This window comes from Embleya sp. NBC_00896 (assembly GCF_045207785.1).
Taxonomy (GTDB): Bacteria; Actinomycetota; Actinomycetes; order Streptomycetales; family Streptomycetaceae; genus Embleya.
In genome coordinates this window covers 2,063,022-2,085,522 of record NZ_CP108776.1, presented here as the reverse complement: position 1 = coordinate 2,085,522, position 22,501 = coordinate 2,063,022, and the positions used below count along the sequence as shown (strand labels likewise).

Annotated in this window: 17 protein-coding genes; 11 read left to right on the top strand and 6 right to left on the bottom strand. The window is 71.4% G+C overall.

Annotated features, from left to right (window positions below):
* Window positions 1–342: 342 nt before the first annotated feature.
* From OG928_RS09315 to OG928_RS09305, 3 genes are all read left to right on the top strand, one after another.
* Window positions 343–2,463: a type IIA DNA topoisomerase subunit B gene (locus tag OG928_RS09315; protein WP_406281517.1), complete on the top strand. Its 2,121-nt coding sequence runs from the start codon at window positions 343–345 to the stop codon at window positions 2,461–2,463.
* Window positions 2,464–2,868: 405 nt separating this feature from the next.
* Window positions 2,869–3,249 (top strand): DUF485 domain-containing protein, encoded by a 381-nt coding sequence (locus OG928_RS09310; protein WP_406281514.1) that lies wholly within the window; start codon window positions 2,869–2,871, stop codon window positions 3,247–3,249.
* Window positions 3,246–4,859 (top strand): cation acetate symporter, encoded by a 1,614-nt coding sequence (locus tag OG928_RS09305; RefSeq protein WP_406281511.1) that lies wholly within the window; start codon window positions 3,246–3,248, stop codon window positions 4,857–4,859. Before OG928_RS09310 ends, OG928_RS09305 begins: the two co-directional genes overlap by 4 nt.
* On the opposite strand, the gene OG928_RS09300 is transcribed toward OG928_RS09305, so the two are convergent.
* Window positions 4,853–5,758, bottom strand: coding sequence for a sucrase ferredoxin (locus OG928_RS09300; RefSeq protein ID WP_406281509.1), 906 nt, complete (start codon window positions 5,756–5,758; stop codon window positions 4,853–4,855). The two genes, OG928_RS09305 and OG928_RS09300, sit on opposite strands and share 7 nt — an antisense overlap.
* A gap of 113 nt (window positions 5,759–5,871) precedes the next feature.
* Between OG928_RS09300 and OG928_RS09295 the strand changes: the two genes are divergently transcribed.
* Window positions 5,872–6,345, top strand: coding sequence for a phosphohydrolase (locus OG928_RS09295; RefSeq protein ID WP_406281506.1), 474 nt, complete (start codon window positions 5,872–5,874; stop codon window positions 6,343–6,345).
* 89 nt (window positions 6,346–6,434) lie between these two features.
* On the opposite strand, the gene OG928_RS09290 is transcribed toward OG928_RS09295, so the two are convergent.
* Window positions 6,435–8,903 carry a DNA topoisomerase (ATP-hydrolyzing) subunit A gene (locus tag OG928_RS09290; RefSeq protein ID WP_406281503.1) on the bottom strand — a complete coding sequence of 823 codons (2,469 nt, stop codon included), beginning with the start codon at window positions 8,901–8,903 and terminating at the stop codon, window positions 6,435–6,437.
* Between the two features lie 250 nt (window positions 8,904–9,153).
* Between OG928_RS09290 and OG928_RS09285 the strand changes: the two genes are divergently transcribed.
* The 4 genes from OG928_RS09285 (at window position 9,154) to OG928_RS09270 (ending at window position 14,756) form a co-directional block, all read left to right on the top strand.
* Window positions 9,154–9,399, top strand: coding sequence for a DUF2630 family protein (locus tag OG928_RS09285; protein WP_406281500.1), 246 nt, complete (start codon window positions 9,154–9,156; stop codon window positions 9,397–9,399).
* 127 nt (window positions 9,400–9,526) lie between these two features.
* Window positions 9,527–10,849: a M16 family metallopeptidase gene (locus OG928_RS09280; RefSeq protein ID WP_406281498.1), complete on the top strand. Its 1,323-nt coding sequence runs from the start codon at window positions 9,527–9,529 to the stop codon at window positions 10,847–10,849.
* On the top strand, window positions 10,846–12,210 hold the full coding sequence (locus OG928_RS09275; protein WP_406281496.1) for a M16 family metallopeptidase: 1,365 nt from the start codon (window positions 10,846–10,848) through the stop codon (window positions 12,208–12,210). Before OG928_RS09280 ends, OG928_RS09275 begins: the two co-directional genes overlap by 4 nt.
* Before the next feature lie 77 nt (window positions 12,211–12,287).
* On the top strand, window positions 12,288–14,756 hold the full coding sequence (locus OG928_RS09270; protein WP_406281493.1) for an HAD-IC family P-type ATPase: 2,469 nt from the start codon (window positions 12,288–12,290) through the stop codon (window positions 14,754–14,756).
* Window positions 14,757–14,972: 216 nt separating this feature from the next.
* Here the strand turns inward: OG928_RS09270 and OG928_RS09265 are convergent, their stop codons facing one another.
* Window positions 14,973–15,440 (bottom strand): hypothetical protein, encoded by a 468-nt coding sequence (locus OG928_RS09265; protein ID WP_406281490.1) that lies wholly within the window; start codon window positions 15,438–15,440, stop codon window positions 14,973–14,975.
* Between the two features lie 175 nt (window positions 15,441–15,615).
* Here OG928_RS09265 and OG928_RS09260 point away from each other — a divergent pair, with 175 nt between their 5' ends.
* Entirely contained in the window at window positions 15,616–16,293 is a 678-nt protein-coding gene (locus OG928_RS09260) for a hypothetical protein (protein ID WP_406281487.1), read from the top strand.
* Between the two features lie 54 nt (window positions 16,294–16,347).
* Here the strand turns inward: OG928_RS09260 and OG928_RS09255 are convergent, their stop codons facing one another.
* The gene (locus OG928_RS09255) at window positions 16,348–18,069 is read right to left on the bottom strand and encodes an AMP-binding protein (RefSeq protein WP_406281484.1); all 1,722 of its coding nucleotides are present in this window, start codon (window positions 18,067–18,069) and stop codon (window positions 16,348–16,350) included.
* Window positions 18,070–18,311: 242 nt separating this feature from the next.
* Here OG928_RS09255 and OG928_RS09250 point away from each other — a divergent pair, with 242 nt between their 5' ends.
* Together OG928_RS09250 and pdxA are read left to right on the top strand one after the other, a co-directional pair.
* A complete protein-coding gene (locus tag OG928_RS09250) occupies window positions 18,312–19,643 on the top strand; it encodes a four-carbon acid sugar kinase family protein (RefSeq protein ID WP_406281481.1) in 1,332 nt (443 codons plus the stop codon).
* 89 nt (window positions 19,644–19,732) lie between these two features.
* The gene (gene pdxA, locus OG928_RS09245; RefSeq protein WP_406281478.1) at window positions 19,733–20,788 is read left to right on the top strand and encodes a 4-hydroxythreonine-4-phosphate dehydrogenase PdxA; all 1,056 of its coding nucleotides are present in this window, start codon (window positions 19,733–19,735) and stop codon (window positions 20,786–20,788) included.
* Window positions 20,789–21,026: 238 nt separating this feature from the next.
* Here the strand turns inward: pdxA and OG928_RS09240 are convergent, their stop codons facing one another.
* Together OG928_RS09240 and OG928_RS09235 are read right to left on the bottom strand one after the other, a co-directional pair.
* Entirely contained in the window at window positions 21,027–22,037 is a 1,011-nt protein-coding gene (locus tag OG928_RS09240) for a pseudouridine-5'-phosphate glycosidase (RefSeq protein WP_406281475.1), read from the bottom strand.
* A 29-nt stretch (window positions 22,038–22,066) separates the two neighbouring features.
* Window positions 22,067–22,405, bottom strand: coding sequence for a VOC family protein (locus OG928_RS09235; RefSeq protein WP_406281472.1), 339 nt, complete (start codon window positions 22,403–22,405; stop codon window positions 22,067–22,069).
* Between the last annotated feature and the right edge of the window lie 96 nt (window positions 22,406–22,501).

The following is a 22,501-nucleotide window of genomic DNA, read 5'->3' as shown; positions in this document are numbered from 1 at the left end:
TCAAATCAGCCTCGAACGTTCCCGGGGTGATCGTGTCATGTTCAACAGCTTCTCGGCACACCCCTTTTGCAAGTCGTTCCTTGTGCATAGGACGTGCCCTGTGAGCGTACGGTTCATGCCGGCCACCCGATCGGGTGGTCGAAGACTTGTTCGGATGCCGGCTAGTATGCGGCGGCGAGCCGTCGCCGGGGTGTCTTCCGGCCCCGGTAGCCTTGCTCTCCGGCGCGACGCGGGTGATCACCGGACCCATTTTTTCGGGTCCGAACCACCGTGGACGCGCCGTACGGATCGACGCGTACGCGGCGATCCGACTACTCGACTACATGCGAGGAGTTGCACCGCGTGACCGCCCAGACGACTGCGCAGTCCACCGCGCTCCTGGCGGGCGAGCCCGACCACTCGAACTACACCGCGCGGCATCTCCTCGTCCTCGAGGGTCTTGACGCGGTCCGCAAGCGGCCCGGCATGTACATCGGCTCCACCGACAGTCGGGGCCTGATGCACTGTCTGTGGGAGATCATCGACAACTCGGTGGACGAGGCCCTCGGGGGCTTCGGCGACCGGATCGTGGTGATCCTGCACGCCGACGGCTCGGTTGAGGTTCGGGACAACGGTCGTGGCATTCCCGTCGACGTGGAGCCCAAGACCGGCTTGTCCGGTGTCGAAGTCGTCATGACCAAACTGCACGCCGGCGGCAAGTTCGGCGGCGGTTCGTACGCCGCGTCCGGCGGCCTGCACGGCGTCGGCGCCTCCGTGGTCAACGCGCTGTCCGCCCGACTCGACGTCGAGGTGGACCGCAGTGGCCACACCCACGCCATCTCGTTCCGCCGCGGGGTGCCCGGCGAGTTCGCCGCGCTCGGTGCCGACGCGCCCTTCAGCGCCGGCAACGGCCTCCGCAGGATCAAGAAGATCTCCAAGGCCAAGGCCGGCACCCGGGTCCGCTACTGGGCGGACCGGCAGATCTTCCTCAAGGACGCCGCGCTCGACCTCGAGTCGCTGCACTCCAGGGCCCGCCAGACCGCCTTCCTGGTGCCCGGGCTCACGATTGTTGTTCGCGATGAGCGCAATGGTGCGAATCCGGGCGAAGTCGACGAACAGGTCTTTCACTACTCCGGCGGCATCAGCGAGTTCTGTGAATACCTCGCTCCGGACCGCGCGCTCTGCGACGTTCTGCGCTTCACCGGGTCGGGCCTGTTCAAGGAGACCGTGCCCGTGCTCGACGAGCAGGGGCACATGGTGCCGACCGAGGTCCAGCGCGAGCTGGGCGTCGACGTCGCGCTGCGTTGGGGTACCGGTTACGACTCGACCCTGCGTTCCTTCGTCAACATCATCGCCACGCCCAAGGGCGGCACCCACGTCGCCGGGTTCGACCAGGCGCTCCGGCGCACGGTCAACGACGTGCTGCGTTCGAGCAAGCTGCTGCGCGTCGCCGAGGACGACATCACCAAGGACGACGCGACCGAGGGCCTGACCGCCGTCGTGACCGTGCGTCTGGCCGAGCCGCAGTTCGAGGGCCAGACCAAGGAGGTCCTGGGCACCTCGGCCGCCGCGCGGATCGTGCAGAACGTGGTGGCCAAGGAGCTCAAGGCGTTCCTGACCTCGACCGCGCGCGACCACAAGGCGCAGTCGCGCGCCGTCCTGGAGAAGGTCGTCTCGGCGGCCCGCACCCGGATCGCCGCGCGGCAGCACAAGGAGGCCCAGCGACGAAAGACGGCGCTGGAGACCTCGGCGCTGCCGGCCAAGCTGGCCGACTGCCGCAGCGACGACGTCGAGCGCAGCGAGCTGTTCATCGTCGAGGGCGACTCGGCCCTGGGTACGGCCAAGCTCGCGCGCAACTCGGAGTTCCAGGCCCTGCTGCCGATCCGCGGCAAGATCCTGAACGTCCAGAAGGCGTCCGTCTCGGACATGCTCAAGAACGCCGAGTGCGCCGCCATCATCCAGGTGATAGGCGCGGGCTCGGGGCGTACGTTCGACATCGACCAGGCCCGCTACGGCAAGATCATCTTCATGGCGGACGCCGACGTCGACGGCTCGCACATCCGATGCCTGCTGCTGACCCTCTTCCAGCGCTACATGCGCCCGATGGTCCAGGAGGGTCGGGTGTTCGCGGCGGTGCCGCCGCTGCACCGGATCGAGCTGTCCCGGCCCAAGAAGGGCCAGGACAAGTACGTCTACACGTACTCGGACGCCGAGCTGAAGCGCACGCTGCTCGAGTACCAGCGCAAGGGCATCCTCTGGAAGGACCCGGTCCAGCGGTACAAGGGCCTGGGCGAGATGGACGCGGACCAGCTCGCGGAGACCACGGTCGACCCGCGACACCGCACGCTGCGCCGGATCAACCTCGGCGACCTGGAGGCGGCCGAGCGTGTGTTCGACCTGTTGATGGGCAACGAGGTCGCGCCGCGCAAGGAGTTCATCACCAACTCGGCGTCGCTGCTCGACCGGTCGCGCATCGACGCCTGATCCGCGAAGCGGCGCGCCGAGCGGCGTCCGCGGCACCCGCACCCACATCGGGCCCGAAGGGATTCGTCCTTTCGGGCCCGATGGTTTTTGACCATTCGGACATCTCTGCCAAACAGTCGGTATATCTGCGATAGACGGACGAATGTCACTCATCCGCGTGTGACCCGCGCGCGTCCCGTATCGCCGGCGCTCGGCCCCTCGTTGGGCCGGGCGTTCCCATGATGCATAGCGGAGCCAGGCGCGCGGCTTTGGCGGCGATTCATCCGAATTGGTGAATCGCGCAGAACCCGGCCGTGCGGACCGCACCCGCTGACCATCCTGAACACCGGTCCCGTCGAACGTCTGTATCCGACGTTCGGGGTGGGGCGGAACCGCGAGGTTCGGCGATCTACTAGGAGACCTACGGTGACGACCAGTTCGTACCGACCCACACTCACCCAGGGTGTGCCGTTCGGCGACCCGGAGCCGGATTCGCGCGCGGCGATCTATCTCCGGGTGCAGGAGAGCCCCGAGTTCCAGGAGATTCGGCGCCGCTACCGCGACTTCGTCTTCCCGATGTCGCTCACGTTCCTCGCGTGGTACCTGCTCTACGTGTTCGCCTCGACGTTCGCGCGCGCGTTCATGGCGCGGCAGCTCCTCGGCGTGTTCAACGTCGCGCTCGCGTTCGGGCTGCTCCAGTTCGTGAGCACGTTCCTGATCACGTGGCTGTACGCGCGCAACGCCCGGAGCAAGCGCGACCGGGCCGCGCTCAACCTGCGTTGGGAAACCCAGGAGATGTTCCGGTGAACGGCGCGTACCTCGCGGCGACCGGCGGTCACCGCGGCCTGACCGGGCTGCTGTTCGTGGGCTTCGTGGTGATCACCCTCGGGATCACGGTCTGGGCGAGCCGGAACAACCGTACGACGAACGACTTCTACGCCGGCGGGCGCGAGTTCTCGGCCGCGCAGAACGGCCTCGCGATCGCCGGCGACTACATGTCGGCGGCGTCCTTCCTCGGCATCGCCGGGTTGATCTCGCTGGTCGGCTACGACGGCTTCCTGTACTCGATCGGCTTCCTGGTCGCGTGGTTGGTCGTGCTCATGCTCGTGGCCGAACTCGTGCGCAACTGCGGGCGGTTCACGATGGCCGACGTGGTCGCGTTCCGGATGAGCCGCAAGCCGGTGCGGACCGCGGCGGGCAGCGCGACGATCGTCGTCTCGATCTTCTACCTGATCGCGCAGATGGTCGGCGCGGGCACGCTGGTCGCGCTGTTGCTCGGGGACAGCGGCGGCTCGGCGCAGACGTGGACGATCGTCGGCGTGGGCGCGCTCATGGTGGTCTACGTGACGTTCGGCGGGATGAAGGGCACCACCTGGATCCAGATCGTCAAGGCCGTACTGCTGCTCGGCGGCGCGATCCTGATGGCCGTGCTCGTCCTGGTGCGCTTCCACTTCAACCTCAACGAGCTGCTCGACACCGCCGCCAACACCAGCGGGCACGGACAGAAGTTCCTCGAACCGGGGCTGAAGTACGGCAAGAACCTGACCAGCCGGCTCGACTTCATCTCCCTCGCGATCGCGCTCGTGCTGGGCACCGCGGGGCTGCCGCACATCCTGGTGCGCTTCTACACCGTGCCGACCGCGCGGGCCGCGCGGCACTCGGTGATGTGGGCCATCGGGCTGATCGGCACGTTCTACCTGCTCACGATCGTGCTCGGGTTCGGGGCCGCGGCGGTGCTGGGTTCGGATCGCATCCGCAAGTCCAACGCGGCCGGGAACACCGCGCTGCCGCTGCTCGCGGAGGAGCTCGGCGGTGGTCCGAACACGCTCGGTGGTGTCGTGCTGCTCGCGGTGATCGCGGCGGTCGCGTTCGCGACCATCCTCGCGGTGGTCGCCGGGCTCACCCTGGCGTCCTCGGCGTCGTTCGCGCACGACCTGTACACGAACGTGATCCGCAAGGAGGCCACCGACGAGAAGAGCGAGATCCGCGCGGCCCGGCTCTCGGCGATCGTGATCGGCGGGATCGCGATCGGGCTCAGCCTGTCCGCACAGAAGCTCAACGTCGCCTTCCTGGTCGCGCTCGCGTTCGCGGTGGCCGCGTCGGCGAACCTGCCGACGCTGCTATACACGCTGTTCTGGCGGCGCTTCAACACCAACGGCACGGTGTGGGCGATCTATGGCGGGCTCGGGTCCGCGCTCGTGCTGGTGCTGTTCTCGCCGGTCGTCTCCGGCGGCCCGACCCCGCTGGTGCCCGGGGTCGACTTCCACTGGTTCCCGTTGGAGAACCCCGGGATCGTGTCGATCCCGATCGGTTTCCTGTGCGGGTGGATCGGCACGGTGCGCTCGAACGAGCAGGCCGACGCCGAGAAGTACGCGGAGATGGAGGTCCGGTCGCTGACCGGAGCCGGCGCCTACTGACGGTGCGACAGCAGGCGGGCGCGCATGCTCGTCGGGAGGCCCTCGTCCTTGCCGCAGCTCTCCGGCCGGGCGGGGGCCTCCTGGTGCGCGTCCACCGCGACCATCCAGGTGCGGCCGTCGATGTGGTCGACCCGGACGGTCCAGCCGCCGTCGTCCTCGGCGCGCTCGTCGTACACCGACAGCGCGTCGGCGCGGCGGTCGCCGCACTCCGCGCGGACCGCGAGCTCGGCGGCCTGCCCGGCGCGCGAGTAGGTGGCCCGACCGCGACACCATTGCGGGACCATCTCGCCGACTCGCGCGGCGGCGACCACGGCGTGCGCCGCAGAGGGGTCGAGGCGGCCGTACAGGTACCCCTGGGGGAGCACGACGGCGGTCGGGGCGAAACGGTGCCCGCCCAGGTGCGTGGCCTCCCAGGTGACCCCCGGGAAGGTCGCGGCGAGCGCGCCGGCCAGCGGGCGGCCCTCGATCGCGCAGCAGCGGTCGCGCTTGCCGTTCGTGCAGACCAGGACGAGCGGGCCGGCGGCCGGATCGCCGAACGCGGGCTCGGTCGGACCCGCGAGCGCGGCGAGGTCCAGCTCCAGGAGGTCGTCGGCGGCCCGCACGTCGAGCCGGCGCAGCCAGGTCGCACCGGGTTCGGTCCAGGCCAGGTAGACCGCGCGGGCGCCGCCGGGGGTGGTCGCCGAGTCGTCGGGGCGGCGGATCAGGGCGGTCCGGAAACCCGCCTTGGCGGCCCGCCGGTCCAGCTCCCGGCCGACTCCCTCGTCCAGCCCGCGACTGTCCGCGACGGCCTTCGCGGCCCACGGGCCGGGGTGCTCGACGAGCAGCCAGCCGCGTGTGGTCGGTGCGGTGCCGGCCAACGGCTCGGCCAGTTCGTGCGAGAGAAAGACGCAGGTTTCCACGACTGTGCACCGTATAGCTTTCACCTGGCGTTCGACCGGCCAGGCCCCGTCCGGGCGCCCGGTAGGCATGATCCCGGTACGGTTGTTGCACACGGTAACGATGGGAGGCGACCATGCCCCAGGGACGGCCCGACGGGAGTGCGGCGATAGCCGGCTTCACGTTGGACGACGCGGTGGCGCTCGCCAGGGCCGCACACGACGGTCAATTGGACAAGGGTGGGCATCCGTACATCACGCACCCGCTGCGGGTGATGCAGAACGTCGACGGGACCTACGCGCAGATGGCGGCGGTGCTGCACGACGTGATCGAGGACACATCGGTGGGCGCGGACGACCTGCGCGCCGCGGGTGTGCCGGAGCGGGTCGTGGACGCGGTGATCGCGCTCTCGAAACTGCCCGGTGAACCGCTGGAGGCGAGCATGGCCCGAGCGGCGGCGGACTCGATCGCGCTCGTGGTCAAGCGGGCCGACATAGCGGACAACCGGTCCGAGGCCCGACTCGGCCAGCTCGACGCCAGGACGCAGGTGCGGTTGCGGCGCAAGTACACGCGCTCGATCGAGCTCCTGGAGGAGTTCGCGGCGCGCTGAGCGCCCGAGCGGTCGTACCGAGATCCCCGAAAAGGGCCGAGGTCCCCGCGGCGAGGGACGCCGCGGGGACCTCGGCACGACCGATCGGCTCAGACGGTGCCCGGCGGGCCGCCGATCACGTCGACCTGCTTCGTCAGCGGCGCGCCGGAGCCGTCCCGGCGCGGGTCGAGCTCGGGCAACTCGACCGGCTGCCCCTTGGCGTTCGAGGCGCGGGCTGGCGCGACGCCCGCCCAGGCCAGGCGCAGCGTGGTCTCACCCTTGAGGAAGCGCTGGCAGCGCACGCCGCCGGTGGCGCGCCCCTTGCGCGGGTACTCGGCGAACGGGGTGACCTTGCAGGTGCCGTGCTCCGCGCCGAACAGCGCGTCGCCGCTGTAGGCCGCGACCGTGACCACGACCGCCTCCGCGCCCGGGTCCACCGCGGTGAACGACAGGACGGACTGGTTCGTGCCGAGCTTGATGCCGGCCATGCCGCCGGCCGGGCGGCCCTGCGGCCGGACCATCGAGGCCTGGAAGCGCAGCAGCTGCGCGTCGTCGGTGACGAAGACGAGGTCCTCCTCGCCGGTGCGCAACTCGACGGCGCCCACGATGGAGTCGCCGTCGCGCAGCGCGATCACCTCCAGGTCGTCCTTGTTCGCCGGATAGTCCGGCACGACCCGCTTGACCACCCCCTGCGCGGTGCCGAGCGCGAGCCCGGGGGAGTCGGCGGACAGCGTGGTCAGGCACAGCAGCCGCTCGTCCGCCGCCAACGAGACGAACTCCGACAGCGGCGCGCCGCCCGCGAGGTTGGGCGCGGTCGCGGTCTCCGGCAACGACGGCAGGTCGACGACGTTTATCCGCAACAGCCGTCCGGTGCTGGTGACCGCGCCGATCTCGCCGCGCACGGTCGCCGCGACCGAGGACACCACCAGGTCGTGCTTGGATCTGGCCCCCTCGGGCGGTACCGGGCCACCGGTGGAGGTGCGCGCGATCAGACCCGTCGAGGACAGCAGCACGGTGCACGGCGCGTCGGTGACCTGCAGCGGAACCGCCGCGGCCGGCACGTCCGCGGATTCCAGGAGCACCGTGCGGCGCGGGGTGCCGTACTTCTTCGACACCGCGGCCATCTCGTCCGAGACGACCTTCCGCAGGAGCTTGTCGTCCTCCAGGATCAGGGTCAGCTCGGCGATCTCGGCGCGCAGCCGCTCCTGCTCGGCCTCCAGCTCGATCCGGTCGAACCGGGTGAGCCGGCGCAGCGGGGTGTCCAGGATGTACGACGCCTGGATGTCGGACAGCGAGAACGTCTCCATGAGACGTTCCTTGGCCTGCGCCGAGTTGTCGCTGGAGCGGATCAGCTCGATCACGCGGTCGATGTCGATCAGCGCGACGAGCAGGCCGTCGACCAGGTGCAGGCGCTCCTGGCGCTTGCGGCGGCGGTACTCGCTGCGCCGGCGGACGACCTCGAAGCGGTGGTCGACGTAGACCTGGAGCAGTTCCTTCAGGCCCAGCGTGAGCGGCTGGCCGTCGACCAGCGCGACGTTGTTGATGCCGAAGGTCTCCTCCATCGGCGTCAGCTTGTAGAGCTGCTGGAGGATCGCCTCGGGGTTGAAGCCGTTCTTGATCTCGATGACCAGGCGCAGACCGTGCGAGCGGTCGGTGAGGTCCTTGAGGTCCGCGATGCCCTGGACCTTCTTGGACTGCACGAGCTCCTTGATCTTGGCGATCACCCGCTCCGGGCCCACGTTGTAGGGCAGCTCGGTGACGACGATGCCCTTGCGGCGCGGGGTGACCGACTCGATCGACGCGGTCGCGCGGATCTTGAACGTCCCGCGCCCCTTCTCGTACGCGTCGCGCACGCCGCCCAGCCCCACGACCCGACCGCCGGTGGGCAGGTCGGGGCCGGGGATGTGGCGCATCAGGTCTTCGAGGGTCGCCGACGGGTGCCGGATCAGGTGGCGTGCGGCGGCGACGACCTCGACCAGGTTGTGCGGCGGCATGTTGGTGGCCATGCCGACCGCGATCCCGGACGCGCCGTTGACGAGCAGGTTCGGGAACGCGGCGGGCAGGACGCCCGGTTCCTGTTCCTGGCCGTCGTAGTTGGGGCCGAAGTCGACGACGTCCTCGTCGATCGAGTCGACCATGAGCATCGCGGCCGAGGACAGCCGGGACTCGGTGTACCGCATCGCGGCGGGCGGGTCGTCGCCGCCGAGCGAGCCGAAGTTCCCGTGGCCGTCGATCAACGGCAGGCGCATCGAGAACGGCTGCGCCATGCGCACGAGGGTGTCGTAGATGGGGCCGTCACCGTGCGGGTGCAGCTTGCCCATCACCTCGCCCACGACGCGGGCGCACTTGACGTAGCCGCGGTCGGGGCGCAGGCCCATCTCGGCGGCTTGGTAGAGGATGCGGCGGTGCACGGGCTTGAGCCCGTCGCGGGCGTCCGGCAGTGCCCGCGAGTAGATGACCGAGTAGGCGTACTCCAGGAAGGAGCCCTGCATCTCGTCGACGACATCGATGTCGAGGATGCGTTCCTCGAAGTCGTCCGGTGGCTGCGGACCGGAAGTTTTCGTACTACGGCGGGCCATGCGCGGCGTTGCTCCTTTGCTTCTTCGGGCCGGCGCCGGGCCGTGTCTCCCGTGTCCGCCCGAGGGCGGCGCGGCCGGGGACGGCCCGCACGGCGTGCCCATTGTGGCGCGCCGGTGCGACAAGTGAGTGCATCGACCCGGGTGACACCGTGCTTGAGGGCTGTGCGAGGAGGGAAGGACAGCCCTTTGGCCCACGGTTGTGACGCGGCTGCGGCCGCCATCCGAACAGGAACGAGAAGAGGTCCCGGCGATGGACGACAAGCAGATCCGCGAACGCATCACCGACATGGTCGAGCAGGAGCGTGCCTTGCGCGACCAACTTGCGCAAGGCGTGATCTCCGACGCGGAGGAACACGGCCGGCTCGCCGAGGTCGAGGCCGAACTCGACCAGTGCTGGGACCTGCTGAGGCAGCGTCAGGCGCTGCGCGACGCCGGCGGGGATCCGGCGAAGGCCGCGACGCGTCCGGTGGGCGAGGTCGAGGGCTACGAGCAGTAGCGGTCCGGCCGCGCTTCGCCCACCGCGAACAGCCCGGCGACGGGGAGTCGATCGGACCCGTCCCGTCGTTAGGGTGAGGGTGGCCGCCGTCGCGGCGGTCACCCTCCAGGAGAGGACGGTTGGGCATATGGCAGGACCGGCGACTGCATCGTTGGCGTTCACCGCGACCACGCACACCCTCGGCAACGGGCTCCGCGTGGTGCTCTCGGAGGACCACGTCGACCCCGTGGCCGCCGTCTGCCTCTGGTACGACGTGGGCTCGCGGCACGAACGACCCGGGCGCACCGGGCTCGCGCATCTCTTCGAACACCTGATGTTCCAGGGCTCGGCGAACGTGCACGGCAACGAGCACTTCGAGTTCGTGCAGTCCGCGGGCGGTTCGCTCAACGGCACCACGAGTTTCGAGCGCACGAACTACTTCGAGACGATGCCCGCGCACCAGGTCGAACTGGCCCTGTGGCTGGAAGCGGACCGGATGGGCGGGCTGCTCGCGGCGCTGACCGAGGAGAGCCTGGACAACCAGCGCGACGTGGTCAAGAACGAGCGCCGCCAGCGCTACGACAACGTGCCCTACGGCACCGCGTGGGAGCGGCTGGTCGCGATGGCCTTCCCCGAGGGCCACCCGTACCACCACATGCCGATCGGCTCGATGGCCGACCTGGACGCGACCTCCCTCGAGGACTGCCGGGCGTTCTTCCGGACCTACTACGCGCCGAACAACGCGGTGCTCTCGGTCGTCGGCGACATCGACCCCGAGCAGACGCTCGCGTGGGTCGAGAAGTACTTCGGCACGATCCCCGCGCACGACGGCAAGCCCGCGCCCGCGGACGGCGCGCTGCCGCCCGTGATCGGCACCGAAGTGCGCGACCTCGTCCGCGAGGACGTCCCGTCCGCCGCGCTGATGGCCGCCTACCGGATGCCGGCCGACGGCACGCGCGAGGCGGAGGCCGCCGACATCGCGTTGACCGTGCTCGGCGAGGGCGAGAGCTCGCGGCTGAACACCCGGCTCGTGCGGCACGACGAGGTGGCCATCTACGCCGGGGTCGGCCTGATGCGCCTCGCGGGCACCGCCTCGGTGGCGATGCTCGACGTCAAGGCGTCCGGCTCGGGCGCGGTCGAGGCGATCGACGCGGCGCTGGCGGAGGAGTTCGCGCGGTTCGCGCAGGAGGGTCCCACCGCGGCCGAACTCGAACGCGCGCAGGCCCAGTTGGAGCGCGCCTATCTCGACACGATGGCCACGGTCGGCGGTCGGGCCGACGAACTGTGCCGCTACGCAACGCTGTTCGGTGACCCGAACCTCGCGTTCACCGCGCTCGACCGGCTCCTGGAGATCACGGCGGAGGAGGTGCGGGCGGTCGCCGCCGAGCGCCTGGTGCCCGAGAACCGCGCGGTGCTCGTGTACGAACCGACCGACGACGACGCGGACGAGAACGAGGAGCAGGTCGCGTGACCCAGACCAGCGAGATGGTGTTCCACCCCCGCCCCGGTGCGGGACCGGCCCGCGAGTGGACCTTCCCGAGCCCCGAGCGCAGCGTGCTCGGCAACGGCCTGTCGGTGCTGCGCGTGGACCGGCCCGGGCAGAAGGTCGTGGCCGTCGAACTCGTCCTCGACTCGCCGCTGGCCGCCGAGCCGACGGAGTCCGAGGGCGTCGCGACGATCATGGCGCGCTCGCTCACCGAGGGCACCGACAAGATGGGCGCCGAGGAGTTCGCGGCCGAGCTGGAGCGGTGCGGCGCGACGATCGACACCGACGCCGACCACCCGGGTGTGCGGGTCGCGCTCGACGTGCCGGTTTCGCGCCTGGAGCGGGCCCTGGGGCTGCTCGCGGACGCGGTGCGGGCGCCCGCCTTCCCGGCGGACGAGGTGGACCGGCTCGTGCGGCAGCGGCTCGACGAGATCGTGCACGAGATGGCGAGCCCGCCGCGGCGGGCGGCGTTCGCGCTGAACGCGACCCTGTTCGACGCCGCGGTCCGGTTGTCGCGGCCGCGCGCCGGCACCGCCGAGAGCGTCGCGCGGATCGACCGCGCCGCCGTGTGGGAGTTCTTCACCGCGCATGTGCGCCCGCAGACCGCGACCCTGGTCGTGGTCGGCGACTTCGCCGGCATCGACGTCGGCGACGTGCTGGAGCGCACGATCGGGGCGTGGAGCGCGACCACCGCCGAGCCCTCGCGGCCGGGCCCCGTGGTCGCCGACGACCACGCGCGCGTGGTGATCGTGCACCGGGCGGGCAGCGTGCAGTCGCAGCTGCTCGTGGGCCGGGTCGGCCCGGGCCGCGAGGACGCCTCGTGGCCCGCGCTCACGATCGGCACGTACTGCCTGGGCGGCACGCTCACCTCGCGCCTGGACCGCGTGTTGCGCGAGGAGAAGGGCTACACGTACGGCGTGCGGGCGGTGAACCAGTCGCTGCCCGAGGGTTCGCTGCTGGCCATCCACGGCTCGGTCGAGACCGACGTCACCGGCCCGGCCGTCGAGGACATGGTCACGGTGCTGCGCACGCTGGCCGCGGAGGGCCTCGCCGACACCGAGCGGGACGCGGCGGTGCAGAGCATTGTGGGGGTCGCGCCGCTCAAGTACGTGACGCCGCGCGCGGTGTGCGACTCGCTCGCGGACATGGCCGCCGAGCGGCTCCCGGACGGCTACCTGCCGGAGCTCTACCTGCGGCTCGCGGCCGTCGCGACCAAGGACGCGTCCGAGGCGGCGGTCGCCGCGTTCGACCCCGAGCGCCTCGTGGTGGTCCTGGTGGGGGACGCGGACAAGATCCGTGAGCCCCTGGAAGCACTCGAATTGGGACCCGTCACGGTCGTCGAATAGCCGAACCCGGCGGCGGGCGGACCCGAACGGTCGGCCCGCCGCCAACCCCGGTTCCCCCGGCCACTTACGGTAGACCCATGACTCAGCCGTTGCCGGGCGCCGGGCCCGGAGAGACGACAGCCATCCCGTCGGTCGATCGACCCGATGGGAAGGAGCGCGACACCACCGTGCCCCTCGGCACCGGACTGACCGCCGCGGATGTCGCGGAACGGGTCGCTCGAGGGGCGGTCAACGACGTCCCCGTGCGGTCGAGTCGCTCGACGGCCGAGATCGTCAAGGCGAACGTCTTCACCCGGTTCAACGCCGTGATCGGCGTGCTGTGGCTGATCATCCTGTCCGTCGGGTCGGTCAAGGACGGCCTGTTCGGCTTCGTGATCATCGCCAACACCGGCATCGGCATCATTCAGGAGATGCGCGCCAAGCGCACCCTGGACCGCCTCGCGGTGATCGGCGAGTCCAAGCCGGTGGTGCGGCGCGACGGGCGGGCCGTGGCGCTGTCCCCGTCGGAGATCGTGCTCGACGACGTGATCGAACTGGGCGCCGGCGACAAGGCGTCGGTCGACGGCGTCGTGGTCGAGGCCGACAACCTGGAGATCGACGAGTCGCTGCTCACCGGCGAGGCCGATCCCGTCATCAAGCGCCCCGGCGACCCGGTGATGTCCGGCAGCTTCGTGGTCGCCGGCAACGGCGCGTTCACCGCGACCCGGGTGGGCCGCGAGGCGTACGCCGCGCAGCTGATCGAGGAGGCCAGCAAGTTCACGCTGGTGGCGTCCGAGCTGCGCAACGGCATCAGCACGATCCTCAAGTACGTCACGTGGGTCCTGTTCCCCGCGTCGATCGCGCTGATCATCAGCCAGTACCAACTGGAGGACACCACCTGGCGCGAGGCCGTCACGCGGATGATCGCGGGCATCGTGCCGATGGTCCCCGAGGGCCTGGTGCTGCTGACCTCGCTCGCGTTCGCGGTCGGCGTGGTCCGGCTCGGCCGCAAGCAGTGCCTGGTCCAGGAGTTGCCGGCGATCGAGGGCCTGGCCCGGGTGAACGTGGTCTGCCTGGACAAGACCGGCACCCTCACCGAGGGCGGCATGAACGTCGCCGAGGTCCGCGAGCTGGCCGCCGACCTGCCGGTCCGGCACGCGCTCGGCGCGCTGGGCACCACCGAGCCCCGGCCGAACGCGAGCCTGGCCGCGATCATCGACGAGTGCCCGGCGACGGACGGCTGGACCACCGTCGAGAGCGTGCCGTTCTCGTCGGCGCGCAAGTACAGCGGCGCGACCTTCGAGGAGTCGGGCGCACGCGCCACGTGGCTGATCGGCGCGCCCGAGGTGCTGGTGGCGCCCGCCGAACACGCCGACCTGCTCGCCGACGCCGAGCGGCTCGGCGCGCAGGGCCTGCGCGTGCTCCTGCTGGTGCGCACCGACAAGGCGCTGCCGGAGACGGTCGACTCGCTGGTCGGCGGGCCCGAGGGAGCCGAGGTGACCCCGGCCGCGCTGGTGGTGCTCGAACAGCGGCTGCGGCACGACGCGGGGGCGACCCTGGACTACTTCGCCGATCAGGGCGTCGCGGCCAAGGTGATCTCCGGCGACAACGCGGTCTCGGTGGGCGCGGTGGCCGCCAAGCTCGGCATCAAGGGCGCCGACCACCCGGTGGACGCCCGTACGCTGCCGACCGATCAGGACGCGCTCGCGGACGTCCTGGAGGCCAACACGGTCTTCGGCCGGGTCACCCCGCAGCAGAAGCGGGACATGGTGGCCGCCCTCCAGTCGCGCGGACACAACGTCGCGATGACCGGCGACGGCGTCAACGACGTGCTCGCGCTCAAGGACGCCGACATCGGTGTGTCGATGGGTTCGGGCAGCGAGGCGACCAAGGGCGTCGCGCAGATCGTGCTGCTCGACAACAGCTTCGCGACGCTGCCGTCGGTGGTCGGCGAGGGCCGCCGGGTGATCGGCAACATCGAGCGGGTCTCGAACCTGTTCCTGACCAAGACCGCCTACTCCGTGCTGCTGGCGATCCTGGTCGTGTTCGCGAACGTGCCGTACCCGTTCCTGCCGCGGCACCTGACGCTGCTGGCGTGGTTCACCATCGGCACGCCGGCGTTCTTCCTCGCGCTCGCGCCGAACAAGGAGCGGGCCCGGCCGGGCTTCGTCAAGCGCGTGGTCCGGTACTCGGGCCCGTCCGGTTTCGTCGCCGGGATCGCGACCTTCACCGCGTACCTGTTGGCCCGCTCGCACTACGGCGCGACCGACGCGACCCGCACGGCGGAGACCTCGATCGCGACGCTGACGCTGTTCCTGGTCGGGTTGTGGGTGCTGGCGATCATCGCGCGGCCGTACACGTGGTGGCGGATCGGGCTGGTGCTGGTCATGGGCGCCGGGTTCGCGACGGTGTTGGCCGTGCCGTGGTTGCAGGACTTCTTCGAACTCAAGCTGGTCGGTGTACGGATGCCGTGGACCGCGGTCGGCATCGCGGTGGTCTCCGGGGTGTTCCTGGAAGCCATCGCGCTGTGGCACAAGCGACGCTTGGCGAGCGAGATCGCGGCCTAGCCGGGCTACGCCCGGTCGGCCTCAAACGCCGGCCGGGCTGAGTTGGCCTCAAACGCCGGCCGGGCTGGGGGTTGCGCCGGCTGGGCTGGGGTTGTGCGTCGGTCGGGTTGGGGTGGCCTCAAACGCCGGCCGGGCTGGAGTTGCGCCGGTCGGGATGGGGTTGCGCCGGGTGGGTTGAGGTTGGCTTGTGCTTTGAGTGGGCCGGCGTTGGTGGGATCAGCCCGGCCGGCGTTTGAGGCCGACTCGGCCGGAGGCCGGGCTTGGTGGTCGAGCCCGTCCGGCGCTTGAGGACGGTGCGGCGATCGCCAACGTCGCGCCGGCGACGGCCGAGGCGCCGGCCAGGGCGGCGATGAAGGCGCGTCGCCCACGCGGGAGTTCATCCCAGTGCGCGCACGTGATCACCGCGTCGCCGACATCGGCCCCGGCCGACGCGAGGGCCCAGGCGCGGATCCCCTCGCCGCGCGCCGCCGCGTACAGGGCGCCGACCCCGAGCGCGAGGTCGCGCCCGCCGAGCGCCCGGGCGAACACGCGCCCGCCCGTGCCGTCCGCGTCGTCGCCGATCCACGGCCGGGACACCCTCGGCGGGTCGGTCAGCGCCACCACACCCAGCACGGCGCGCGCTCCGGCCCAGGCGAGAGTGGCCCTGCGGATGAGCCTGTCGTGGTCACTCGACGTAATCGTCACGGTCGCCACCGTACCGCCCCCGCCACACCTCAGCGGTGATCGATTCCGTGCATTAGCCTCGCTCTGCCGACCGACACGCACCGGCAACATCGAGCGACGGGCGCCATCGTGACGATCCGTCACGCATCCACGGGGGTGGAGGCGCCCGGTCGCACCACGGGGATGGAGAACCACGTTGTATCTGCGCAAGCCCGCCGTTCCGGGTCTACTGATCGCCGCCTCCGTCATCGCGCTGTCGACCGGATGCGGCCTGGTCGACAAGGCCAAGGACAAGGCCGACGGCGACGACAAGAAGAAGAACGACCCGGCGGCCACCGCCTCCCAGGTGCCGGGCGCGTCCGGGGGCGCGCAGCCCACCGGCGGGGGCAAGGACAGCCGGCCCACGGGGGCGCCGGGCTCGGCCCAACCCGGCGGCGCGGACGTGAGCGGCAAGGACTTCTGCTCCCTGCTCACGCCCGCCGAGCTCAAGGTCGCGCTCGGGGCCGAGGTCGAGCGCACCAAGAACGACGGCGCACTGCACACCTGCCGCTACTACGGGCCGGGTGACGCCTCGCTGCTGACCGTGCAGTACTTCACGCACAGCAGCAAGCTCCAGGACACCCCCGACACCATCGTGGCCAGGAACAAGGACGCGAAGTTCGGCCAGAAGATCACCGATCTCGGCGCCTTCCCGACGGTGTACATCCCCGCCGGCACGTACCCGGCGCCCGGCACGCCGGACGTCTACTTCGCCAAGCCGCACACGAGCAAGGAACTGATCGTCGAGGTGCACGTGTCGCTGTCGCCCGCGCAGAAGGACCTGTCGCGCGCGACGCACATCGCGGTCGCCAAGGCCGTCGCCGGCAAGCTCTGACCCGACTCCGGGGGCCGGTACGCACCGGCCCCCGGACCGGACCCGGTCCCCGGGTCAGTTCCCCTTGAGCTCGGGGAAGTCCTCCTCGAACCACTCCAGCGCGCCCCGCGCGGCGAGGTCGCCGTCGTGCGCCGCGCGTTCGCGACCGCGCAGTTCGACCCGGCGGATCTTGCCGGAGATGGTCTTCGGCAGCTCCGCGAACTCGATCCGGCGGACCCGCTTGTAGGGCGAGAGCACCGTGCGCGCGTGTCGCAGGATCGCGAGCGCCGTCTCGCGGGTGGGTTCGTGGCCGGGCGCGAGCACGACGTACGCCTTCGGCACCGCGAGCCGCACGGGATCCGGCGACGGCACCACGGCGGCCTCCGCGACCGCGTCGTGCTCGATCAGCACGCTCTCCAACTCGAACGGCGAGATCCGGTAGTCGGACGCCTTGAACACGTCGTCGGACCGGCCCACGTAGGTGATGTAGCCGTCCGCGTCCCGGGTCCCGACATCCCCCGTGTGGTAGAAACCGTCACGCATCGCCTCGGCCGTGCGCTCCGCGTCGTCGAGGTAACCCGTCATCAGACCCAGCGGCCGCGCGGCGAGTTCGAGGCAGATCTCGCCCTCGGCGCCCGCGCCGGTGACCACCTCGCCGGAGGTCGGGTCGACCAGGGCCACCGTGTAGCCCGGCAGCGGGCGGCCCATCGAACCCGGACGGACCTCCTGGCCCGGCGCGTTGCCGATCTGCGCGGTGGTCTCGGTCTGCCCGAAGCCGTCCCGGATGGTGAGCCCCCACGCGGCCCGGACCCGCTCGATGACCTCCGGGTTGAGCGGTTCGCCCGCGCCGATCACCTCGCGCAGCGCGGTCCGCCAGGACGCCAGGTCCTCCTGGACGAGCATCCGCCACACGGTCGGCGGCGCGCAGAACGAGGTCGCGCCGCAGCGCACCATCGTGTCCAGCAACGGCCGGGCCGCGAACCGGTCCTGACGCACGATCAGGATCGTGGCCCCGGCGTTCCAGGGCGCGAAGAAGTTGCTCCACGCGTGCTTGGCCCACCCGGGCGACGAGATGTTCAGGTGTACGTCGCCGGGGCGCAGGCCCAGCCAGTACATCGTCGACAGGTGCCCGATCGGGTAACTCACCTGGGTGTGTCCCACGAGCTTGGGCTGCGCGGTGGTCCCGGAGGTGAAGTAGAGCAGCAGCGGGTCGGTCGCGGCGGTGGGCCCGTCGGGGGTGAACGGATCCGTCGAGTCGTGCGCGTCGGCGAACCGCAGCCACCCCTCGACCGGTTCGCCCACCGCGATCCGCGTCCACGCCCCCGGGACGTCGGCGAAGCCCGCCGTCACCTCCGACTCGGCGATCACGTGCGCGACGTCGCCGCGCGTGACGCGGTCGGTCAGATCGGCGGGCGCGAGCATCGTGGTGGCCGGGATGATCACCGCGCCGAGCTTCATCGCGGCGAGCATCGCCTCCCACAGTTCGACCCGGTTGCCGAGCACCAACAGGACCCGCTCGCCGCGCCGCACGCCTCGGGCGCGCAGCCAGCCCGCGACCCGATCCGATCGCTTCGCCATCTCGTCGAAGGAGACCTCGGTGTCGGTGCCGTCCTCGGCCACGATCCACAGCGCGGTGGCGTCGTTGCCGCGCGCGATCACGTCGAACCAGTCGAGCGCCCAGTTGAATTCGGTCGGATCGGGACGCGGGAAGTCCCGGCACGCGGTGGATTGGTCCTCGCGATGTTCGAGCAGGAAGTCGCGCGCAGCGCGGAAAGCCTCGGTCGCACCCGTCGTCATCGCCGAATCCTCCGTCTGTCGTTCGGTGCCCGCCGTAGCGCAGCACCGCGCCGTTGGGGCAGGAACGCACCCTCGCATCACCCGATCGAGCGGTCAACGACCGGCACCGGCCCGTGCACGTTGACCGTCGCGGCGCCCGCCCGCAAGACTCCCCGGGACATGGAAAGAAGCGCACAAAGATGATCTTGATCTGACATTCGGGGCGGTAATTGACAGACAGTCCGGGGCGATCGGGCCCCCGTGTGCTGGTCCTCGCGGACGACCTCACGGGCGCCAACGCCACCGCGGTGCGCTTCGCCCGGCGCGGGATGCGCACCCTCGTCACGGGCGGGCCGCCCAGGCCGTGCCCCAGCGCCCCGGACGTCCTCGTGCTGGATCTGGCGACCCGTCACCTGCCCGGAGTACAGGCCGCGCGCCGCGTGGTCGCGGGCGCGTCGGTCTTCCCGGACGCGCCGTTGGTGGCCAAGCGGGTGGACAGCACGCTGCGCGGCAACCCGGGCGCCGAGACCGCCGCGCTGCTGCACGTGCTCGACGCCCGACCGGGGCCGCCCGTACGGGCGTTGGTCGTCCCGGCGCACCCCGAGGCCGGCCGGACCACCGAGGGCGGCATCCACCACGTGCACGGCGTCCCGATCGCGGACAGCGAGGTCGCGCGCGACCCGTTCAGCCCGGTGAAGTCCTCGTGCGTGATCGCGGCGTTCGACGCGATCGACCGGACCATCGCGCACATTCCCCTCGACGTGGTGCGCGGCGGTGCCGCGGGGCTCGCCCGCGCGCTGAGCGACCCCGCCGCGCACGTGCTGGTGTGCGACGCGGTCACCGACGCCGACGTCGAGGCGCTCGCGGTGGCCGCCGCGTCCTGTGCGCTCGGGGGCGAACCGCGCTGGCTGCCGGTGGACCCCGGGCCGTTCGGCGCGGCCCTGGCCACCGCGCTCGGCACGGTCCCCACCGGCTGCCCCGTGCTCGGCGTCGCCGGCAGCCTGAGCCGGCTCACCCGTGAGCAGCTCGCCGAGACCGAACGGCGACTCGGCGCGCGCTGGCTCGACGTCGGCGACGAGCCCGATCCGGTCCGGGTCGCGGCCGACCTGGTCGCGCTCGCCCGCACCGGCCCGCCGCTGGCCGGGATCCGCACCCGCCCTCCCGACCGGATCGATCCGCTGATCGCCGCACGCCTGCCGGTGCTGCTCGGCGAAGCGGTCAAACGCGCGCTGACCGCCCGCCCGTTCGCGGGCGTGTACGCGACGGGCGGGGACATCGCGGGGGCGGTGTGCACCGCGCTCGGTGCGGACGGGCTCGCGGTGGAGACCGAGGTGCAGCCGCTCGTGGTGGCCGGTCGACTCGTCGGCGGACCGCACGACGGGCTGCCGTTCGCCGCGAAGGGCGGCCTGGTCGGGGACGCCGACGCGGCCGTCGCGTGCGCGCTGCACCTGCGGATGAGCTCGACCCGTCCAGGCGGCTTGCCGACGGCACCAGGGCCTGTCTTCAATCCCACGCCGAGCACCGCGACGCCCGGCATCCGCCCTTCGGGCTCCTCGCTGCGCTCACCTCGCCGCCCCGGTGAACCGCCCGAATAGAACCACTGCTTCCCCGGCGCGCCGATGCGCGGCACCGGACGCCGCGGAGCCCGACGCGGGATCGAAGACAAGCCCTAGGGAGAATGACGATGGACGACGCTACGAATCCGCTGCCCGTGGTGGCCCTCACCCTGGGGGACCCGGCCGGGATCGGCCCTGAGATCGTCGCGCGCACGCTGGTGGACCCGGGCCTGCCCGGGATCGTCCGGTGCGTCGCGGTCGGCGACGCGGCGGCCCTGCGGCGGGGTGCCCGGGCCTGCGGGTTCGACCTGACGGTGCGTGCGATCGACTCGCGCGAGACACCTCCGGACCCGGACCCCGCGGTCGTCGACATCCTGGACACCGCGACCGTCACCGACGAGGACATCGCCGACGCGATGCCGTGGGGGCGGGTCGGTGCGCCCGCCGGCGCCGCCGCGCTCGCCGCGATCCGGCTCGCGGTGCGCGCCGCCGAGACCGGCATGGTCGACGCGATCGCGACCGCCCCGATCAACAAGGAGTCGATCTGGGCGGCCGGTACCGAGCAGCTCGGCCACACCGAACTGCTCGGCGAACTCACCGGCGCCGCGCACCCCGACACGATGTTCGTGGTCGGCGGCCTGAAGATCTTCTTCACCACGCGGCACGCGTCGCTGCGCAAGGCGTTGGACCTGATCACGCCGGAGCGGGTGGACGCGGCGATCCTGGCCGCCTACGACGCGCTGCGCGTGTTCGGCGACGACGACGCCCCGATGCTCGCGGTCGCGGCGGTCAACCCGCACGGTGGTGAGGGCGGCGCGTTCGGGGACGAGGAGATCGAGATCCTGGCCCCGGCGGTCGAGCGGGCGCGGGCGCGAGGGCTCGACGTGGTCGGGCCGATCCCCGCCGACGCGGTGTTCCATCAGGGGCTGCGGGGGCGGTACGCGGGGGTGCTGTCGCACTTTCACGATCAAGGGCACATCGCCGCGAAGACGTTCGACTTCGACGGCACGATCTCGGTCACCGTCGGGCTGCCGATCCTGCGGACGTCGGTGGACCACGGCACGGCGTTCGACATCGCGGGGATGGGGGTGGCCGAGTACGCGTCCATGCGGGAGGCGGTGCGGGGGGCTGCGCGGCTCGTGCGGTATTTGCCGAAGGCGCGGGATTGTTGGGCGGTGCGGTAGGCCGGGCGGCGGGTTGGGTTGGGGTGTCCTCAAGCGCCGGACGGGCTGGGGTTGGCCTGGTGCCGTTGTCCTCAAACGCCGGACGGGCTGGAAGGGGCTTGGCGGGCAGAGGTTGGCCTGGTGCCGTTGTCCTCAAACGCCGGACGGGCTTGGTGGGTTGGGGTTGGCCCCGTGCCGTTGTCCTCAAGCGCCGGACGGGCTGGAAGGGCTTGGTGGGTTGGGATGTTGGGGGAGGGGGTCAGGTGGTGGTCAGGGATCGGGCGATTCGGGCTGCCAGGTCTGCGTTGGTGAGGATCAGGGCGATGTTCGCGGTGAGGCTGGCGCCGGCGGTTTCTCGGTGGAAGAAGTCCAGGAGGAACGGGGTCACCGCCTTGCCTCGCACTCCGCTCGTCTCCAGGGCCTTGAGTGCCTGGCCCAGCACGCGATCGTGCAGTACCGGATCCAGCTGGTCGGCGGCCGGTACCGGATTGGCGACCACCAGCGCGTGCCTGCCCAGTCCGAGGGTCTCGTGCGCGCGCACCACGTCGGCCACCTCGTCGGCGGTATCGACCCGCCACTCCAGCCGATGGCCCGAATCGGCGAGGTAGAAGCCCGGAAACGCGTTCGTCCCGAAGCCCATCACGGCGACGTTGAGCGACTCCAGCCGCTCCAGCGTCGCGCCCACGTCCAGGATCGACTTGACCCCCGAACACACCACGGTCAGCCCGCAGCGGGTCAGCGCGACCAGGTCGGCCGACTCGTCCCAGCTCTCCCTGGCCTCGCGGTGCACGCCGCCGAGGCCGCCGGTCGCGAACACCCGGATGCCGGCCTGGTACGCGAGGTGCGCGGTCGCGCCCACGGTCGTCGCGGCGTGCCCGCCGCGGGCGGTGACCAGCGCGAGATCGCGCATCCCCGCCTTGATCACGTCCTCGGACGTGGCCACGAACTCGAGCGTCTCGGGATCGAGCCCGATCGACGGACGCCCGTGGACCACCGCGATCGTCGCCGGGACCGCGCCCGCCGCGCGCACGCGCCCCTCGATCTCGCGCGCGACCCGCAGATTGTCCGGGCGCGGAAGACCGTGCGCGATGATCGTGCTCTCCAGCGCGACCACCGGGCGGCCCGCGGCGAGCGCGTCCGCGACCTCCGGCAGGATTCGCAAGCCGTTCACGGGAAGGACGCTACCGGGCGCGAGCGGCAGGGGTGCGACATACGCGCCGGGGCGTGCCGGTTCGGCCTCGCCCCGCCGTTCGGACACTCCGATGATCATGGAAACCGCCGTAACGCCGCGACCCGCGGTCAGCGCCGGGGCTGGTACAGCACGGCGGTCCAGCCGTCCGGGCCGGTCACCTGCGCCCGTACCTCGTGCGGCCCCTCGACCGACTCGCCCACGGTGAAGCCGCCCTCGCGCAGCGGCACCAGCGCCGCCTCCAGGTCGGCGACCTTGACCATGACCGAAGCCGACTCGCCCTCGCGGTCGGTGCCCGCCAGCGCGAGCCGCCCGCCGTTGACGTCGAACTGGGCCCACCGCTCGCCGTCGACGAAGGTCGGCTCCGCACCGAGCACCGCGGTCATGAACCGCACCGCCGCGGCCATGTCGGCGACGGGGAAAGCGGCGGACAGGCCCTGAGCGGACATGGGATACCTCCTGCGGCGAGACCGGTCACGGTATCTGATGGTCTATCAGGTCGACCGGACACCAACCGAGTCGGGTCGCCTCGAACGCGCCGGCGG

Bases quoted from the DNA above. Each gene is read 5' to 3' on its own strand.
- OG928_RS09295 (WP_406281506.1), top strand. From the start codon at position 5,872: ATGCCCCAGGGACGGCCCGACGGGAGTGCGGCGATAGCCGGCTTCACG.
- OG928_RS09290 (WP_406281503.1), bottom strand. From the start codon at position 8,903: ATGGCCCGCCGTAGTACGAAAACTTCCGGTCCGCAGCCACCGGACGAC.
- OG928_RS09285 (WP_406281500.1), top strand. From the start codon at position 9,154: ATGGACGACAAGCAGATCCGCGAACGCATCACCGACATGGTCGAGCAG.
- OG928_RS09280 (WP_406281498.1), top strand. From the start codon at position 9,527: ATGGCAGGACCGGCGACTGCATCGTTGGCGTTCACCGCGACCACGCAC.
- OG928_RS09270 (WP_406281493.1), top strand. From the start codon at position 12,288: ATGACTCAGCCGTTGCCGGGCGCCGGGCCCGGAGAGACGACAGCCATC.
- OG928_RS09255 (WP_406281484.1), bottom strand. From the start codon at position 18,069: ATGACGACGGGTGCGACCGAGGCTTTCCGCGCTGCGCGCGACTTCCTG.
- pdxA (WP_406281478.1), top strand. From the start codon at position 19,733: ATGGACGACGCTACGAATCCGCTGCCCGTGGTGGCCCTCACCCTGGGG.
- OG928_RS09240 (WP_406281475.1), bottom strand. From the start codon at position 22,037: ATGATCATCGGAGTGTCCGAACGGCGGGGCGAGGCCGAACCGGCACGC.
- OG928_RS09235 (WP_406281472.1), bottom strand. From the start codon at position 22,405: ATGTCCGCTCAGGGCCTGTCCGCCGCTTTCCCCGTCGCCGACATGGCC.